The organism is Vibrio sp. vnigr-6D03 (genome assembly GCF_002835515.1).
In the GTDB taxonomy this organism is placed as follows: Bacteria; Pseudomonadota; Gammaproteobacteria; order Enterobacterales; family Vibrionaceae; genus Vibrio; species Vibrio penaeicida.
In genome coordinates this window covers 350,755-367,484 of the sequence record NZ_PIZL01000001.1, presented here as the reverse complement: position 1 = coordinate 367,484, position 16,730 = coordinate 350,755, and the positions used below count along the sequence as shown (strand labels likewise).

Below are 16,730 nucleotides of genomic sequence, written 5' to 3'. Positions count from 1 at the left end.
TGATTCATCGGTGAGAGTAAAATCGATAGACTCATTAAACGTAATGAAATAAGGTGTCTAATCATTTGATTTCATAATGAATAAAGAAAGGAATACTGCTACATGAAGGACAAGTTTGAGGCACTCAAAGCATTAGGTGCAGGGGATTTTCAGCATTTAAATGGCTCTTTAATCACTCATTTGGAAGGGACGCAACGTATTCTTAAGGAGTGGGGTGCATCTGAAGTACTGCAAACGGCAGGGCTGTTTCATGCAGCATATGGAACCGCAGGGTTCGATGAAATCATGGTGTCTCTAGACAAGCGCAATGACATCGCAGGCGTGATAGGTGTAGAGGAAGAAGAGCTCGTTTATCTCTACTGCTCATGCGATAGAGATAGTGTATTTCCGCAGTTTGAAGGCAGAGACCCTATTCGGTTCAAAGACCGATTCATTAGTGAAACATATGACTTGGATGAAAGTAGACTGCGATTGTTTTGTGAGTTAACCGTCGCGAATGAGCTTGAATTGGTGTACGCGAGCGATGAGTTTAAGAGACAGTATGGTAAAGAGCTGTTTACTCTATTTGAGACAATGCAGCCATACCTCTCACTCAACGCAAAAAGCGCTTATCAATCCGCTCTCGCCAACGTATAAAAGACAGATGTTAAATCAAAGATAGATATTGCAAATACGAAGGCTCGCTTATGACATACGAAGAGTTTAACCAATTCTGTGGATCCTTAGTAGCAACGACTCACGTTGTGCAATGGGGCGATTCTCATGTGTGGAAAGTTGGTGGCAAAGTGTTTGCGATAGGAGGCTGGGGCGAGAACAAGCAGCCTGCTTATATCTTCAAAACATCCAATAACAATTATGACTTTTTAAGCGATAACGAAGGCTATCGTCCTGCTCCGTACTTTGCGACCCGAGGCATGAAGTGGATTCAGCAAACGGATACCGCTGGCGATAAAGATGAAGAGCTGATCTACTACATTAAAGAGTCTTATCGCATTGTTTCACTGGGGCTGACCAAAGCCAAGCAAAAAGAATTAGGCTTAAACCAGTAGCTATCTCCATCTCATTCCTGCCTAAATTGAACCTTGGCTATAGATAATAGTTAACAGTCCCTAACTATGGGTGAGGTTACTCGGGTATACGCATTCGAAACGGACCGTTCGAAACCGTTGAACGTCTCTTCTTTTACGCCGTTTTTCATTTTCAATGTCAGATTGAGAAACTTAAATCGATGCCGCGGAAAAATAATCTCTATTTGCGATAGTGATTATTTGGTTTGTATATATTATTGAAATGTAATAGAAATATTTAAAAATTTCATATGGCAAACATCTTGCTTATACCTATCCCTACCAAGATTGGATAGATAAGAGCAGGGACACATGGACTTTAAAACGGTATCGATAGTAAAGGGGTTGATCGCTCTTTCATTAGGCTCTCTTTTATTAGTGGGCTGTAAAACCACCCAGCAAGCGGGACTTGGGCAAGATAGAACGTACGATCCCAATCAAATTGAAGACTACCAGCTTCCAATACTAGTTGGTGATATCCAAACCCAGCGTAGCTTTCGCCAGTTTAAAGCACGAGAAACATGGTTCTGGGCACTTCTTAATAACGATACCTTCCTTCCTGGTGAAAACGTCATTGTTCAGATCATCAGTGATGCTCCTCTAAAGCAGCCCCCAGAAATATTTGCATTCTCGGTTCCTGAGTTGGCCGGGGATTTGGCGTATAACCCTGTCGGTCCCTTTCAATCATGGACAACCAAAACCAAGAGTGGCGGTAAATGCATACAAGCTCACCAAAACATAAAAATGGAAGGTTACTGGATTTCCATTTTTACCCACTACTGCACGCAGGATAAAAACCAAGACCTATCGTGGGTAAATGACTTTCAACGTTCTCCAATGCTAGAAGGATTCTAGAATGACAACTAATCTTCCAAAGCAGCTCTTTAAAGTTTTGCTCGTGCTATGTGCGATCTACTGCCTTTTCATGTTGGCCACTTTAAACATTTCAACCGACACACATATTTGGTTGGCATCGAGCGCGTTTATTTTGATTCTTCTTTTATCAAAAAACATGTCGACTAGGGCGACCACGTTTATTTTGATCATCGGTGCATTCATATCTTTCCGTTATATTTATTGGCGCTTCCATGAAACCCTTCCATGGGAAAGCCAAATTGATCTGCCCTTTGCCATGCTTCTATTCTGTGCCGAATGTTATGGCATTTTGGTTTACGTAATGGGGATGTTTGTAACGGTAAAACCTTATGAGCGTAAACGTGTCCCTATAAATCCAGACGTGGCTTTACCATCTATTGATGTATTTATACCGACATACAATGAACCGATCAGTGTCGTTGAACCAACGATCCTCGCTGCGAGCAGAATGGAATACCCGGGGGAGGTACGGGTGTATGTGCTGGATGATGGCGGAACATACAACAAATTAAATGATGAAGATGTAGACGCCGCACATTACGCGAAAAAGCGCGCCAACATCCTAAAAGATTTTTGTGTAGAAGTGGGGGCGACCTACATGACTCGCAAGAAAAATGAGTTGGCAAAAGCAGGGAATATAAACCACGCGTTAAGTAAATCATCTGGCGACTTAGTATTGGTTCTCGATGCCGATCACGTTCCGACTCGTGACTTTTTAATGAACACCGTCGGCATGTTCCAAAAAGAACCAAATTTAGGGTTTGTGCAAACCCCTCATTTCTTTATCACACCGGGACCAGTCGAAAAAAACCTTGGTATTGAGGATAAAGTCCCTTCTGAAAATGAAATGTTTTATAACAAAATCTTGGTGGGCATGGATTTTTGGAATGGTTGCTTTTTTTGTGGCTCCGCAGCGATTATCCGCCGTGTCGCGTTGGAAGAAGTTGGAGGCATATCCACTCGAACCATCACAGAAGACGCAGACACAGCCTTAAATATTCACTCCAAGGGGTGGGATAGCGCTTACTTAAACCGAGCCATGGTTGCTGGCTTATCTCCAGACACATTTGGTGCGTATGTGACTCAGCGGTCTCGGTGGGCACAGGGAATGATACAAATATTTTTGTTGAACAACCCGCTACTAAAACGTGGTTTGAGCCTAGGACAGAGAATTTGTTACTTAAACTCGACTGTGTATTGGTTCTTCCCAATCTTCAGAACGGTGTTCCTGATTTCGCCATTGCTGTATTTGTTACTCGATCTCCAAATTTTCGTGGGTAACGCGACCGATTTCCTGATTTTTGTTGTCCCACACTTGGTGATCAGCGTTATGATCACCCAGCGGCTTTTTGGTAAAACCCGACGTGCTTTCTTTTCTGAGTTGTACGAAACCGCTTTGTCGATATACCTTTTCTTACCTGCTTTATCGACCCTAATTCATCCTACGAAACCCAGTTTTGTCGTCACCCCTAAAGGGGAAACAACCCGCAAAGTCTGCTTTTCTAAATTGACGCCGTTTATGGCATTTATCTTTGGGCTGGTGGTCGCAGCGGAAGCTTGGGGAATTTATAGGTACATGCAATTCCCTACCGAACAAAGCCAGCTGATTTTGGTTATCGTGTTCAACACTTTTAACCTGCTACTCATCATTCTGTGTTTGGGGGCGATGTTGGAAAAGCAACAGCGCCGCAGCGAACCTCGCCTTTTAGTCAATGAAAAAGCGGTAATCAAAATTGATGATAGAAGCCTGAATGCGACTTTGAACGATGTTTCGATCAAAGGAGCAAGGCTGACTCTTCACGACCCGGATCATGATATTCATCGTGGTGATACCGTTGATGTGGTCTATTTCACTGAGAACGGGAAATGCAGTACGGGCAAAACACTCTACAAACAAGTGCATTTAAACATGCGAGTGGTCGCCGTTAAAAATGGGCACCATGGCATACAAGTCTGCTGTTTGATGGAGAGTAACTTAGCGGAAGATATGCAGATTCAATACGCTAAGACGTACGGTCAAAGTAGCCGTTGGGACGACAGAAGACGCTACGAAGAAGGGCTGCATCAAGGGCTGTTTACGTCAGTCTTGAGCTTGTTTTCACTGGTGTGTGAGAACCTAACTCGAGTACTGACAACGTCGGTTAAACAGCAACTGGATTCATCGAAAGCGCGCGGCAGTAAAGTGAGCGGTAAAAAGGGATTTCAAAATGACTAGATTCTTCTTCCTATTGTGTTTCGTTGTCTCATTGAATGCGGTCGCAGAAAAAAAGGTGACCGTACCTTTAACGTATTCCACGGTAAATCAGGGTGATATTGTCTTACGTGGTCAGACGCAAATGATCAACCTGCCTATTTCGATACTTGAAGGTCAAAAGGTGGAAAAACTCCATCTTTCTTTGGCGGTATTTAATAATAATGCGGTTGATAAATCGTTGCTCTGGATTTCAACCGGTAAGCGCACTTTGGTAAATATCGAGCTCAAGCAGCGCTCCCAATTTCAGCAATTGGATGTGACCATTCCGCCCGAGCTGATCTCCAAACGCGATTCCAGTTTGAATATAAGAATTCAACATATTTCAAATGACCCCTCACACGTGGTTGATGCAACCGAGCTGACAACGGTGATTAATGCGGAAAGCTCGAACTATTCTCTAACCTACATCGAAAGCACGAATACAGAAGATCAAACGCTGCTTGCATACAACGACATGATTCGAAGCGGCCAAGGGCATGGGTTACCTGTTCAAATGGTGTCTTTGGTGGAGGACAATCAAGATCTCTCTTTGGGTATTGCAGCTTCTTTGGTGCAGGGTTGGACACTTAAAAGTGGTTCTGAAGACTACAAGTTTGACTATATCACGTCCCGTTCAGCTTCCTTCTCGACTACAAAACCCACTGTGGTGTATGGCACACGGGATAATTTGCTGAATGCGGGTTGGATAGATTTAGAGACGCATAACGCTATTTCTGGTCCGTACCTAAAAACTGGGAAAAACCCGAAAGGGATTGATTGGCTTCTAGTGATATCAGGGAATAGCCCAATGGAAGTGAAACGAGCGTCTAAAGTTTTTGCCAATAACTTACGTCGGCTCCCCGATAGCGCTTCGAGTGTCATAAAAGTCGATGATGCGATGAAAGACACGTCACTAAAAAGCGCAAAAAAATACTTGGTGTCCGAGTTTACCGACCAGGTTGATCTAACCGATTCACCTCTCGCCTTATCGCTGATCATGCCGAGCAATATAATGTTCAGTAGTGAAGACAATGCCAAGCTAAACCTATTGTTACAGCATTCCCGCGTGTCACCCGGTGAAGGCTCTATGATATTGCGTGTAAACGGGAAATATGCGAACAGTTTGCCTTTGCGTTCCAGTTATTGGCGGGACAATCAGCACTATAGAATCAACATCCCCATGAAAGACTTTAGACCCGGAATCAATCACATAAGTGTTCAAGTTTATGGACCCGTCGATATTCGCAATCAACAGCGGCGATTTAAAGTGTACATGTCGGACAACTCGAATCTTCATTTAAGCTCTTGGGTTAAATTTATTCCTACAGAAGGTCATAGTGTTTCTCCTACGGATTTTCTTGCCATAACCGACGATTGCGGTAAGCAAGCTCAGATAACATTGGATCCAGACAACCCAGAACAGCTTACAAAACTTTGGAGATTGCTCAGCCATGTATCTCATCGCACACACAAAGCCATGCCCGGATTATTGGTGACGAGTGAAGCGCAACAAAAGCGCCAGCTCCATATAAAATTGAATGAAACGAACGAAGAAAACTTTGTTTTTGAGCAAACCGAGAATGACTCTAGATGGGAAGAACTCAAACATACTCTGTTTGATTTTATTGCGCATTCAGAAAGCGGAACGGATGATTTTGGGCAATCGTTAAATGCTCATGAGTTGGCTTATGTAAGACACACCAATGACAAAGGTTGGTATCGGCTGCAGTTAACGGAAAGCTCGCCAGAAAAGTTTGATGACTTTCTACGCAGTGAATCCAGTGCCCCTCCGAAGGGGGTATTAAGTGAAAAAGAATTTTCGAGTAATTCATCGCAGTTTTTTAAAGCTGCTTTTATTGGGTATCCCGCAGCACTGTCCGTTATTGCTCTCATCATTATTTGGTGGATATCGGCATTTGTATCTCGTTTTTTGGAAGCGCGAAAATGAAAATAAAGACCGGTTTCTTAGTGGTTGCAGCGACGAGCTTAGTGGTAAGCACCAACGCTATGGCGCTTGCCATGTGCGAAAGTGATATTGGTATGTGGCATACGTTCAAGAACAGCTTTGTTAACCAAGATGGGCGCGTCGTGGACGTGGGCAACCAAGGTATATCACACAGTGAAGGGCAGGGGTACGGAATGCTTATTGCTGAATATTTTGGTGACAAAGCGACGTTCGACCGCATGTGGCATTGGACCCAAAAGAACCTACAGCGAAAAGAAGACGGCTTGTTTTCTTGGAAATGGCAGCCGAAAAAGCCGCATATACCCGACAGAAATAATGCCAGTGATGGTGATGTGCTGATTGCATGGGCACTGCAACGAGCTCAGAAGCAATGGTCAGGTCAAAAGTATGGTTCTAGCGCGAAGCAAATCATTAATGAGCTGCAAAAATCCCATATAAAAACGGTGAACCAGCAGAGTGTATTACTCCCCGGAGCGTATGGATTTAATTTTGATGATCGTACGGTTGTTAACCCTGCGTATTGGGTGTATCCGGCGTTACGGGATTTCAATCAATACAGCCGCCAATGGTCGAAATTATCCAATAGCGGATTATCGATTCTTAATCAAAACCTTTACGGGCGTGAAAAGCTGACATCGGATTGGCTGGAATACAAAAATGGTGGTTGGAAACCGGCCTCTGGCTTTGAATCACGCTTCAGTTACTCGAGTTATCGCATTCCGCTTTACGTTATTTGGGGTGGGCAATCACACCAACTGAATACGCACTACACTAGCTGGCTCAATCAGAACACGGCATGGGTAAATGTTCGTTCCGGTGAGTCAGCCAGCTACCCACCACCTGATGGCGCCATTGCAATAGCACAACTTGTCCGACTATCCCGCTCTTCACGAAAAAATGGACAAGGCATAAAAGTGTACCCCAAAGGAAAAGACTATTACTCCGACAGCTTGGTGCTGTTGTCCCATATTGCTTATAACGAAAGGATTTGCCAATGAACAGATACATTTTATTGGTAGCGCTAACTGCGTTGACAGCACAGGCTCAAGATCATCACGAAATAACGGTCTTTGATGACCGCATTCAAGTTGAAGTCACCACAAAATCCCAAACAGGGTTTGATGACACGATTTATTGGAATATGTTGAAGAAAAAAGGATGGAAGGCGACCCAAAAAGCAACAGAAGGTCTGAGCATTTCTTCAGGGTTAAAAACAGAGCTTAACTATCAAGAATCGTTATACGATTTAAATCGGCATCTGAAAAATCGCAGACTGACAGCCGCTAAAGCGCTCCTCGAAAAGTACCCCCAGTGGCGAACATGCGATCGCATCCAATGGCTATGGTTAGATTTAAAAAATGAAACCATGACGGGCTATGGCTCGAATGCACAGGCTAAATATCAGTCGATTCTCGACAACTGCAAAGGGCAAGAGTTGAGTACGACGCAAAAGTTGCTGAGCTGGACACCGTCAAGTGCAGGCAGCGATATTCTAGCGCGGTACAAAACATCAGCGGGCTACGATAGAAAGTTTGCCGCGCAATTAGAATACGACAATCGATTGAGCCAGCTAGAATCTACGAATGTTTCTGATAGCCAATTAGAGAGTATTGGGCGATCTGCTAAATCGAGAAAAGATGCGAAAACCGCTGAAGTTATCGCTTGGAAATACATGGAGTCGGAGCAACCAGATGTTGCACTTGGTTGGTTTGAAAGCGCAATCAATTGGGGGGGACCGAACGAAAAGCGCATTGAAGGAAAACTACTCAGTTTGCAGGCGATGGAAGATCTAGAACGTTTGCATATGGAGCATCAGGTTTGGTCGGAAAAATACCCATCCATCGCAGAAATGGATATCGGCACTGGCGCTAAAGAAGATCTGGAGTGTGAGGAATCTGCTGCTAAATGTTTGGAAAGCCTGAATAACAAACCCAATCTAACTGCCCAAGATTATGTGATGAAAGGCTGGAAGCTTTATGAACTTCAACGCCCGATGTCGGCATCGATCGCGTTTGAAGAGGCACTCGACATAATGCCAAAGGAAGACCCGCAAAGAGATCTTACTCAGTATGGATATGTATTAGCGTTAGAAAAAATGGGGTATTCAGATAAAGCAATCGCGTTGGCCATGCAAATCAATGATGTGGAAAAACGCGCCGAAATAGATAAGAAGGTTGCGGTAAGAAGGATTTACTCAGCCTTCCAAGCAGAAGCTTATGAAGAAACTCTCGCACGTATCGAACAGTACGAACAAGACTATGGCAAAGATGTAAAACTCATCGAAATCAAAGCATGGGCGCTCTATAACAGCCAACGTAAAGAAGAAGCGTACGCTGAATATACGGTTTTAGCCGAAGCATTCCCTCACAATGAGGAAATGCAACGCTCTTACTTGATCATAAAATGTGGCTTTGCTGAACACGCATCAGTGTGTCACGAACTTGATTATTGAGTATACGTACCGCAAATTGAGGCTGCTTGGGTATAATGGAAGCGGCTTTAATATGAGGATTTGAAATGAGTAAATGGACTTTACCCAATACGTTTGAATTTGAGGGGCGACAAGTTAAATATGGCATTGAAGGTGAAGGGGAACCTTTGGTTGTAGTGCATGGTACGCCCTGGTCTTCTTTTAATTTAAGACACCTGATCAGCGATTTATCTCGCCATTATCAAGTTCACTTTTTTGACCTTCTCGGCTACGGAGAGTCAGACAAAAGCGAAGCGGATGTTTCTCTAGGAATACAAAATACATTGCTGGATGCGTTAGTTGAGCATTGGCAGATCGATACTCCGTACATTGTTGGGCATGATTTTGGTGGTACAACGGTATTAAGAAATCATATTTTAGATAAGCGAAAATACAAAAAGATAGCAGTGATCGATCCTGTTGCCTTATCACCTTGGGGTTCGCCATTTTTCAAACATATCGAGGAGCACGAAGCCGCATTTTCTGGTGTACCGGATTTTATTCATGCGGCAATTGTTGAGGCTTATATAAAGACCGCAGCCCATCAAGAACTCGATGCAGAAACGATAGAGGGCATTTTGTCTCCTTGGATGGGAGAGTTGGGCAAGCCCGCATTTTACCGTCAAATAGCGCAAGCGGATTCAAAGTATACAGATGATTTTCAGGATAGGTTTTCAGAGGTAAGTGCACCCACTCTTATTCTGTGGGGTCAAGAAGATCAATGGATCCCTTGCGAGCAAGCTTACCGACTTCAAAATAAGATTGAGGGCGCTAAATTGGTCACAATTCCTAACACTGGTCATTTAGTCATTGAAGAAAACCCGAAAGCACTGGTAGCAGAAATACAAAAGTTTTTTGGGAGTTAGAGGCTAAGGCTTTTTGGAATTCTAAGCTTTTTGATTGGGTGGAAAACCTCCCCTCAGGTAAGCAGAGAGGAGGTTTTAATTTAGCAAGTTAACTGTCTGCTGAGTTAACTGTCTTTTGAATTGGATGGTGATTTGTGACCTAGGGTATAGCTGTCGAAATCTCGCATTAAGTAAAGTACAAGGCAGGCGGCGAGCATTGGCCAAGCCGTAAAGAACAACAAATTACCTAGTGGGTCTAGGTATTTCATGAAAGATGAAAAAGTCGAGAAGCTATGAAGAATCAGCGCAATCAGGTATGTCTTAGAACGTTGAATTCCGAGTAAGAATGCGCCAACAAATACAAGCTGAACAATGCCAATGATCACAGAAAAACCAGAAGATACGTCGAGGCCATAGAAAGCTGAAAATACCTTAGTGGAATGTTCCGGCGCGAGGATTTTGTCGAATGCCCAAACAAAGAAAACAAGGGCAATGGTAACGCGCAGAGCCAATAAGCCGAGTGCGAGATGTTTTTGCTGTTGAGATGAGATGTTCAAGATAAATTTCTCCAGTTATATGAATGCGGAGAATACAGACCGAGCGGCTTTTTATTTTATTTCTGAATGACTGGTTATTTTATAAAGTAACCGACGATTTAAAGTTAAATAGGAATGAAAATCACATTGTGAGTGGATGAGAATAATGCGAGCCACTTCTCCTGTTTACGTGAAACGGCTGTTTATTCAAGATTTTAACCCACGTTCATCATGCTATTCTTCTTGCGACTGGAAAGCCGTTGATTGAAGAAAAAGGATTATCTGTCCAAGTATCTTCAGGTTAATGAGCACAGTTTGTATAGAACGTGAAATCATTAAAAGGGATTTATGACTAACCAAGTTTTTCGTTATAGCAAGGAATGGCAAAAAGCCGCCAAAATCTGTGTCGTTGCATTAGCTTTGATAGGAAGCAGTTTTTTGTACCTCACTCAGAGCGATACAGAGGGTATCGATGTATTGGGTATTCTGGCTTCAGCACCGTTGCTGTTGCTTGCCGTGGTGTTGGGACATTTGGCACGCAACCTACCAAATAAAGCGATAGAGTTAAGTAATGATGGTGTTTGGTATCAACATGAAGGCGAAGTAAACGGAAAAGTGTTATTTGATCGTGTATGCCGTATCAAAGAGCGTTTATTTTTACAGCGATTGGATTTACTGGATCAGGAAGGTCGTAAGCTAATTAGCATCGATTATAAACTCACAGATTTTGAAATTTTAAGGTATGCGCTGTGTGACAAGATAAACTCACACCTAACGGCGAAAGATCAGTCCGAATTTAGGAAAAGTACGCTGATTCGTGTTTCTCATCTGATAGGAGTTATTTTGTTTCCTTTCTTGCCTCTGGTCGAGTTTTTTACAGGACAAAATTGGTTTTTGATAGTGGGTACTGTTTTTGTTGTTGTACTGATCGTGCACGAATATCTTAATACGCCTACCGATTTGGTGATTAGGAAAAATGCGTTGTCGGTGCGTTATCGATTACGCCACACCCATGTTGGGTTTGATGAGGTGATCGGTCTTCAAATGATCGACGAGCTAGAAAATAGTAACCGCATTCCTTATGTTCAATTGACTTGTAGACATTTAAGAAAGCCAATTAAGTTAAAAGGCTTGGGTGTGGATGTGAATAGATTGTTTTCAATACTCGAAAATACCATAACAAAAAAGCAATAACGAAAAGTAATAATAATGCGTTTATTCAAACAATATCGATAAAAGTGAGACGGTTTGGGTATAAAAAAATAGCCAGAATCATCTGGCTATTTTTATAAACTAAACATTACTCAAAGGAGTTAAAGAACAGAAATATCTTCCGCTTGAGGCCCTTTATTACCTTGAGTGACTTTAAATTCAACTTTCTGACCCTCTACCAAAGTACGGAAGCCGTCCCCTGTAATTGCTGAGAAGTGTGCAAAAACGTCTGGTCCATTTTCTTGTTGAATAAAACCAAAGCCTTTAGATTCGTTGAACCATTTTACGCTACCCACTACTTTGTCTGACATGATGTTTTCCTAGTTAAAAGATTATTTAATACGTGATTGCATAGGAAGCTACCATAAAAAATAAAGGTAGCAAGGGACAAAATCACATTAACGCGTATTAATAGTTGAAATATCTTAGTGATATTTTTCTTTATATTTATTTGATTCAAGAAAGGCAATTGTCTTTACACAAGAAACATTCTTTTTTGGAATGAGTGTAGATGAAGTGTAACCAGAAGGTTCGAATCGCGAATATGAGAATGTGCTTAAGTTGAAATGTTTTAATCCATGAATATATTGTGGTTAATTTGGCAGGTTGATAGTGTTGATGAATACTCAGAGCCTCTGGGAAATCACTTAAAAAGGAGTTAATGATGCCCTTTATCGCATTTGAAGCCGGTCAACTTTCTGAAGAAGTAAAAGAAGAGTTGATTCAGAAACTCACAGATGTGTCTGTCGAAGTAACGGGTATTCCGAAAGAGCTATTCTTGGTGGCGATTCGAGAGTGGTCGGATACTAACGTTGCAGTTGGTGGGAAATCCGTTAAACAACTTAAGCAAGAACTTGGAATGTAAACTTATCTGAAAAAAACAAGAAACAAGAAACAAAAAGGGTACTTATTTAAGTACCCTTATTATGGGCTTACCGCGTTATTTCGTAATCAGAGTGAACCCTTCATCCACCCATCCCGTTACACCTCCAATCATTTTCTTTACGGGTCTTCCCAATTTAGCCAGCCGAATTGCTGCCTTTTCCGTCGCGTTGCAGTGCGGTCCGGCGCAATACACAACGAATAAAGTGTCTTCCGGGTAATCCACTAAAGTTTTTGGATTAATGCGTGAATGGGGCAAATTGACCGCGCCGTCTATATAACCGGTTTCGAAAACCGATTCGCCACGAACATCAAGTAAAACAAAGTCTTGTCGGTTATTGGTCATGGCATGGTGAACATCCCAACAGTCTGTTTCGAATCTTAGTAGCAACTCGAAATGTGCTAGAGCTTCTCGGCTAGATGCCGCGGGTATTCTTGCAACGATAGATGACATCAGTCTCTCCTTTTCTTAGATTGTCATGTTCGGTGTGTTTTAGGTTGTAGCCATTGTGTGTTGTTTCTTGTTGGCTTACGATTGGCTTGTAGGTCATAGTTCGTTAACTTTCAGCCAATATAAAAGCCAACTGTTAAGAAGAAACAAGCGGAAAGGAAATAGGCGAAAGGATTAGGCAAAAGAAATAGAGGGAAAGGCATGCGTGTAGCGATATTAAGTTACCCCAATGTAGCGCTGTTTGAATTAGCATGTGCTGTAGAGCTGTTTGGTCTGCCAAGACCGGAATTTGAAAACTGGTATCAGTGCGATGTGGTGTCGTTTGAATTCGATCCATTTGAGTCTACAGCTGGGCTGCTGCTTCAAGCCAAGCAAGTAAGCAGTTTGACCGACTACGATATGCTGGTGGTACCAAGCTGGCCTGCTCAAGGTGTGGAGATTCCTTCTGCGTTAAAAGAGGCGGTTAGCGCGTTTCATCACGTAGGAAAGCGCATGATCTCTTTCTGCTCTGGTGCTTTTTTACTCGCAGAGCTAGGTGTATTTGATGGTCGCGACACCACAACGCATTGGCGATATGCCGATGCATTTCAACAGCGCTTTAAGCACCTTAATTACATTGATGATGTCCTTTACGTATACGATGGAAATATAGGGTGTTCAGCGGGAAGCGCATCTGCGATCGATCTTGGGTTAGAGATCATTCGGCAAGATTACGGCTACGCCATCGCGAACCAAGTGGCGAGAAGGTTGGTGGTATCAGCGCATCGGCTGGGAGGGCAATCTCAGTTTGTCGAAACTCCCATTTTGGAAGTCCCCAATCAGTTCTCACAGTCGATAGACTGGGCGCTTTCTCATCTCAATGAGAATATTGAGGTCGATGAGCTTGCTTCTCGGGCTAGCATGTCGCGTCGAACCTTCGATCGTAAGTTTCGCACCAGCTTCAATCTAAGCCCCAAAGCATGGATTACGCAGCAACGGCTTGAGAAAGCCAAAACACTACTGGAAAACGAGTACTACAGTGTCGAGAAAATCGCCGAGCTGAGTGGTTTTGAAAATGCCATAACCATGCGCCACCATTTTAGAAAGCAACTCAGTATCTCCCCAAATCAATACCGAAATCAGTTTTCATCGATGTAGATTATTTTTTGTGCGTATTACATGTTTTCTTTGACGTTACGCTTGATGGACTGAGCTTTTTATAAAACTTCATCGCAATTTTGAAAGTAAGTGTTGCTATGCACTCGAATTGTCTTAGTAACATGATACTGTTTCCAAAAATGACGAGTGCAACAGCACAGCTATGGCGAAGGGTTAAGGGAATAATTGTGATTGATGTAATGGCTGTTTCAGGGCTTGTCCTGTTTCTGCTTGGAAGTGTGCTGATAGTCACAGAGGCGTTTCGAAAAAGTAAACTTTGGGGAGTTGGGTGCTTGCTGTTAGGTCCTTTAATGGGCGTTCTATTCACTTTTCTCAATTGGGAAAAAGCAAAAATGCCTACCGCAATGTGGATCTGCGGATTGGTTCTTGTTTTACTGGTTTTCTTCAAGCAGCAACTGGGTTTTCAAAGTGGCGTGAGCGTCTAGGAGAAGCGAGGAAATGTACCATACAGAAAGGCTACGCTACAGAAGCATGCAATGCTGTGCTCAAAGATGGCTGGGAAAATCACGATGTCCGTGAAGTATTGGCTGTGACTTTGCCAAATAATCTTGCTTCTAATCAACTGCTTTTAAAGCTGGGGTTTATTCAGCAAGGCACCCAATTACTCTACGGTGACGACAATAACCTTTATTTCCGAAAGCTTTCAAAATGAAAAAGGGTCGTCCAACGCAATAAACCTCTCTACTGTCACATTACTTAGTTCTGATTCGCTTTAAAGTATATAAAAAATCAAAAGCTTATGTAGGAAGTAATATGTACAAAGGAAGTTGCTTGTGTGGCGGTGTCGAACTTTCAATACAAGGGAAAATAACCGACATTATTCACTGCCACTGTTCTCTGTGTCGAAAGTCCAGTGGTACAGCATTTGCGACCAATGGGTTTGTGAATACGGGTGATTTTTCAATTACTAAAGGCAAAGAGTTACTCAGCTTCTTCGAAGTAAAGCTCGGCAAAAAAAGACATTTTTGCAAACAATGCGCATCTCCGATATACAGCTCCAACGACGAAAATCCAAGTCAAATTCGAATTCGTTTAGGGATTTTGGATTCAGATATTGAAGAAAAACCCATCTCTCACAACTTTGTTACCTCAAAAGCCAATTGGGACAGCTTGAATGAAGAACTCCCTCATTACGAGCGCCATGAACCAAGCCGCGGTAAGTAGCCGTTAATAAAAGAAAAGATGCGCTAATCTGTCGTCCTAATTTTTGGGAGATATAGCATTTTTATCAAGCACCATATGATACTGTGTGAGCATTTCGGTGAATGGAGCATTATTTGTCTTTCATTCCATTCGCAATCTTATTGAGAAGGTATTGATATGAATTCTTTTCCAAGTATGCAGCAGCCAGATGGCAGCCTTTTTTGTGGTGCTTACTGCGTCGTTGCTACACTTTATTCTTTCGATAAACTGCCATTTACTGCACCTCTATCCTTGAATCGCTATGACGCTCAGCAAAAGTCTTTTACGGGACCAAAGCTGGATATTGTAGACAGTTCCAACTTGGTCGAGCTAGCACTGGAATTCTATAAAGTGACCGGTATTTTAACGCCAGGTCCTAACCCGAGTTATGTTGACGGAGCTGGGAACAACTCACTAGGAGCCATGCTGAGTATCTTGAACCAGTGTGATTTGAAGACGGAGGTTGTCTTTAAAAATGAAGAGGCATTGGATCAAATTCGCAGCGTGTTTCCAATTGAAATTGAACTGATTGAAAAGCTAGGTGTACCCATTTCTCTACTAGACAATAATGACTCCACCCCTTCGGATAGTGTGCTCATTTCAGTTATTGCGTATCCCGAATTGCATTACGTGGTGAATAATCATCAGGGGGAATGGTTTGACTCGGATTTAGAAGCACACCTGTTCCACTGGGATAAAATTGAAAGCTGGGACGAAAGCAATAATAAGCGTGAAGGGGCATCTTGGTTAGGTGTATCCATTCGAGTGCGTCGTTAGCTTGTTCGCGCACTTAACAAGGGAACCGACGTATAGAATGTTACGTCGGTTTCATTCTTCTATTTTCAAATGAGACAAGTGATACTCAACGCTTGAAGATGATTTTTTAGGCGATATTACTTTTTAGGCACTATTACTTTTTAGGTACTAATACATTGATTAGACCAATTAAAACCCAAGAAATTGAAGCCGTATTAGACATATGGCTGACCGCGTCGATTCAGGCGCACGACTTTATCGAAGCAGAGTTTTGGCGAAGCCAACTAGACAATATGCGCGATGTATATCTTCCTGCATCGGAAGTCTTTGTTTATGAACAAGCGGGCGACGTTGTTGGTTTCTATGCGTTGTATGAAGATAATCTAGCCGCCATTTTTGTTGCCCCAAGCTGTCAGGGAAAAGGTGTAGGGAAAGCGCTCATCGCAGATGCAAAAACTCGGCGAGAATCGCTTACTTTGTCAGTGTACAAAGATAATCAAGCCAGTTACCAATTTTACGTTTCGCAAGGGTTTAACGTGGTCAGCGAGCAAGAAGATGAGCATACTGGGCATCTCGAACTGACGATGACGTTATGATTGATTATGGCAGGATTTTAGATGGAACTGATCCCTTTCAGGCAAGAACACGCAAACACAATTTCCCAATGGTTTCTGACTAAAGAAGAGTTTTTAGCATGGGGAGGACGCGTCTTCATATGGCCACTGACGGCTGAAACGATTTGCCTTCGCTCAAGAGAGGCATCGTTATCCTTTTTTGTGTTGATAGATAAGAGGGAAGTGGTTGGATTTATTGAACTAAACCGTATTTCAGATAACGAAACTAGGCTGTGTCGCATAGCGGTAAACCCTGATGTCCGAGGTCAGGGCGTCGGCAAGGAACTGGTTCGTTCTGCCATAAGAGAGATACAACAGAACCACAGTGCTAAACACATCACATTAGCCGTGTTTCATTCCAACAAGTCAGCGAAAAGGTGTTATGAATCCGTAGGATTCAAAGTGGTGGATAAGCCGCCGTATTACAAAACGTTTGACGGGGTCAAATGGCCAATCTTCCAAATGGCTTTCGATGTTTAGGT

Annotated in this window: 19 protein-coding genes; 16 read left to right on the top strand and 3 right to left on the bottom strand. The window is 42.7% G+C overall.

Going from position 1 to position 16,730, the window contains the following annotated elements:
* Nucleotides 1-102: 102 nt before the first annotated feature.
* The 8 genes from CW749_RS01630 to CW749_RS01595 all read left to right on the top strand — a co-directional run bounded on the left by CW749_RS01630 (nt 103) and on the right by CW749_RS01595 (nt 9,478).
* Nucleotides 103-636: a DUF6817 domain-containing protein gene (locus CW749_RS01630; RefSeq protein ID WP_101110130.1), complete on the top strand. Its 534-nt coding sequence runs from the start codon at nt 103-105 to the stop codon at nt 634-636.
* Nucleotides 637-686: 50 nt separating this feature from the next.
* The gene (locus tag CW749_RS01625; RefSeq protein WP_101110129.1) at nt 687-1,049 is read left to right on the top strand and encodes an MmcQ/YjbR family DNA-binding protein; all 363 of its coding nucleotides are present in this window, start codon (nt 687-689) and stop codon (nt 1,047-1,049) included.
* Nucleotides 1,050-1,379: 330 nt separating this feature from the next.
* On the top strand, nt 1,380-1,922 hold the full coding sequence (locus tag CW749_RS01620; protein WP_101110128.1) for a hypothetical protein: 543 nt from the start codon (nt 1,380-1,382) through the stop codon (nt 1,920-1,922).
* A gap of 1 nt (nt 1,923) precedes the next feature.
* The gene (bcsA, locus tag CW749_RS01615) at nt 1,924-4,158 is read left to right on the top strand and encodes a UDP-forming cellulose synthase catalytic subunit (protein ID WP_101110127.1); all 2,235 of its coding nucleotides are present in this window, start codon (nt 1,924-1,926) and stop codon (nt 4,156-4,158) included.
* Entirely contained in the window at nt 4,151-6,124 is a 1,974-nt protein-coding gene (locus tag CW749_RS01610) for a cellulose biosynthesis cyclic di-GMP-binding regulatory protein BcsB (RefSeq protein ID WP_101110126.1), read from the top strand. Before bcsA ends, CW749_RS01610 begins: the two co-directional genes overlap by 8 nt.
* Complete coding sequence (locus tag CW749_RS01605; protein WP_101110125.1) at nt 6,121-7,140, top strand: glycosyl hydrolase family 8; 1,020 nt, start codon at nt 6,121-6,123, stop codon at nt 7,138-7,140. Before CW749_RS01610 ends, CW749_RS01605 begins: the two co-directional genes overlap by 4 nt.
* Nucleotides 7,137-8,594, top strand: a complete 1,458-nt coding sequence (locus CW749_RS01600; RefSeq protein ID WP_101110124.1) for a hypothetical protein — start codon at nt 7,137-7,139, stop codon at nt 8,592-8,594. Before CW749_RS01605 ends, CW749_RS01600 begins: the two co-directional genes overlap by 4 nt.
* Nucleotides 8,595-8,659: 65 nt before the next feature.
* Nucleotides 8,660-9,478: an alpha/beta hydrolase gene (locus tag CW749_RS01595; protein WP_101110123.1), complete on the top strand. Its 819-nt coding sequence runs from the start codon at nt 8,660-8,662 to the stop codon at nt 9,476-9,478.
* Between the two features lie 104 nt (nt 9,479-9,582).
* Here CW749_RS01595 and CW749_RS01590 read toward each other — a convergent pair whose 3' ends face one another.
* A complete protein-coding gene (locus CW749_RS01590; protein ID WP_101110122.1) occupies nt 9,583-10,014 on the bottom strand; it encodes a hypothetical protein in 432 nt (143 codons plus the stop codon).
* Nucleotides 10,015-10,341: 327 nt separating this feature from the next.
* On the opposite strand from CW749_RS01590, the gene CW749_RS01585 reads away from it, so the two are divergent.
* A complete protein-coding gene (locus tag CW749_RS01585) occupies nt 10,342-11,187 on the top strand; it encodes a hypothetical protein (RefSeq protein WP_101110121.1) in 846 nt (281 codons plus the stop codon).
* A gap of 119 nt (nt 11,188-11,306) precedes the next feature.
* On the opposite strand, the gene CW749_RS01580 is transcribed toward CW749_RS01585, so the two are convergent.
* Nucleotides 11,307-11,516: a cold-shock protein gene (locus tag CW749_RS01580; RefSeq protein WP_101110120.1), complete on the bottom strand. Its 210-nt coding sequence runs from the start codon at nt 11,514-11,516 to the stop codon at nt 11,307-11,309.
* A 350-nt stretch (nt 11,517-11,866) separates the two neighbouring features.
* Here CW749_RS01580 and CW749_RS01575 point away from each other — a divergent pair, with 350 nt between their 5' ends.
* Complete coding sequence (locus CW749_RS01575) at nt 11,867-12,070, top strand: tautomerase family protein (protein ID WP_237322279.1); 204 nt, start codon at nt 11,867-11,869, stop codon at nt 12,068-12,070.
* Nucleotides 12,071-12,145: 75 nt separating this feature from the next.
* Here CW749_RS01575 and CW749_RS01570 read toward each other — a convergent pair whose 3' ends face one another.
* A complete protein-coding gene (locus tag CW749_RS01570; protein ID WP_101110118.1) occupies nt 12,146-12,541 on the bottom strand; it encodes a rhodanese-like domain-containing protein in 396 nt (131 codons plus the stop codon).
* A 198-nt stretch (nt 12,542-12,739) separates the two neighbouring features.
* On the opposite strand from CW749_RS01570, the gene CW749_RS01565 reads away from it, so the two are divergent.
* The 6 genes from CW749_RS01565 to CW749_RS01540 all read left to right on the top strand — a co-directional run bounded on the left by CW749_RS01565 (nt 12,740) and on the right by CW749_RS01540 (nt 16,728).
* On the top strand, nt 12,740-13,675 hold the full coding sequence (locus CW749_RS01565; protein WP_101110117.1) for a helix-turn-helix domain-containing protein: 936 nt from the start codon (nt 12,740-12,742) through the stop codon (nt 13,673-13,675).
* Between the two features lie 289 nt (nt 13,676-13,964).
* Nucleotides 13,965-14,348, top strand: a complete 384-nt coding sequence (locus tag CW749_RS01560; protein ID WP_237322277.1) for a GNAT family N-acetyltransferase — start codon at nt 13,965-13,967, stop codon at nt 14,346-14,348.
* Nucleotides 14,349-14,449: 101 nt separating this feature from the next.
* A complete protein-coding gene (locus tag CW749_RS01555; protein WP_101110115.1) occupies nt 14,450-14,860 on the top strand; it encodes a GFA family protein in 411 nt (136 codons plus the stop codon).
* 156 nt (nt 14,861-15,016) lie between these two features.
* Nucleotides 15,017-15,655 carry a hypothetical protein gene (locus tag CW749_RS01550; protein ID WP_101110114.1) on the top strand — a complete coding sequence of 213 codons (639 nt, stop codon included), beginning with the start codon at nt 15,017-15,019 and terminating at the stop codon, nt 15,653-15,655.
* A gap of 155 nt (nt 15,656-15,810) precedes the next feature.
* A complete protein-coding gene (locus CW749_RS01545) occupies nt 15,811-16,230 on the top strand; it encodes an N-acetyltransferase (RefSeq protein WP_101110113.1) in 420 nt (139 codons plus the stop codon).
* A gap of 21 nt (nt 16,231-16,251) precedes the next feature.
* Nucleotides 16,252-16,728 carry a GNAT family N-acetyltransferase gene (locus tag CW749_RS01540; protein WP_101110112.1) on the top strand — a complete coding sequence of 159 codons (477 nt, stop codon included), beginning with the start codon at nt 16,252-16,254 and terminating at the stop codon, nt 16,726-16,728.
* Nucleotides 16,729-16,730: the final 2 nt, after the last annotated feature.

Coding starts and splice junctions, on each gene's coding strand:
- CW749_RS01630 (WP_101110130.1), top strand. CDS start 103: ATGAAGGACAAGTTTGAGGCACTCAAAGCATTAGGTGCAGGGGATTTT.
- CW749_RS01625 (WP_101110129.1), top strand. CDS start 687: ATGACATACGAAGAGTTTAACCAATTCTGTGGATCCTTAGTAGCAACG.
- CW749_RS01620 (WP_101110128.1), top strand. CDS start 1,380: ATGGACTTTAAAACGGTATCGATAGTAAAGGGGTTGATCGCTCTTTCA.
- bcsA (WP_101110127.1), top strand. CDS start 1,924: ATGACAACTAATCTTCCAAAGCAGCTCTTTAAAGTTTTGCTCGTGCTA.
- CW749_RS01610 (WP_101110126.1), top strand. CDS start 4,151: ATGACTAGATTCTTCTTCCTATTGTGTTTCGTTGTCTCATTGAATGCG.
- CW749_RS01605 (WP_101110125.1), top strand. CDS start 6,121: ATGAAAATAAAGACCGGTTTCTTAGTGGTTGCAGCGACGAGCTTAGTG.
- CW749_RS01600 (WP_101110124.1), top strand. CDS start 7,137: ATGAACAGATACATTTTATTGGTAGCGCTAACTGCGTTGACAGCACAG.
- CW749_RS01595 (WP_101110123.1), top strand. CDS start 8,660: ATGAGTAAATGGACTTTACCCAATACGTTTGAATTTGAGGGGCGACAA.
- CW749_RS01585 (WP_101110121.1), top strand. CDS start 10,342: ATGACTAACCAAGTTTTTCGTTATAGCAAGGAATGGCAAAAAGCCGCC.
- CW749_RS01580 (WP_101110120.1), bottom strand. CDS start 11,516: ATGTCAGACAAAGTAGTGGGTAGCGTAAAATGGTTCAACGAATCTAAA.
- CW749_RS01575 (WP_237322279.1), top strand. CDS start 11,867: ATGATGCCCTTTATCGCATTTGAAGCCGGTCAACTTTCTGAAGAAGTA.
- CW749_RS01570 (WP_101110118.1), bottom strand. CDS start 12,541: ATGTCATCTATCGTTGCAAGAATACCCGCGGCATCTAGCCGAGAAGCT.
- CW749_RS01565 (WP_101110117.1), top strand. CDS start 12,740: ATGCGTGTAGCGATATTAAGTTACCCCAATGTAGCGCTGTTTGAATTA.
- CW749_RS01555 (WP_101110115.1), top strand. CDS start 14,450: ATGTACAAAGGAAGTTGCTTGTGTGGCGGTGTCGAACTTTCAATACAA.
- CW749_RS01550 (WP_101110114.1), top strand. CDS start 15,017: ATGAATTCTTTTCCAAGTATGCAGCAGCCAGATGGCAGCCTTTTTTGT.
- CW749_RS01540 (WP_101110112.1), top strand. CDS start 16,252: ATGGAACTGATCCCTTTCAGGCAAGAACACGCAAACACAATTTCCCAA.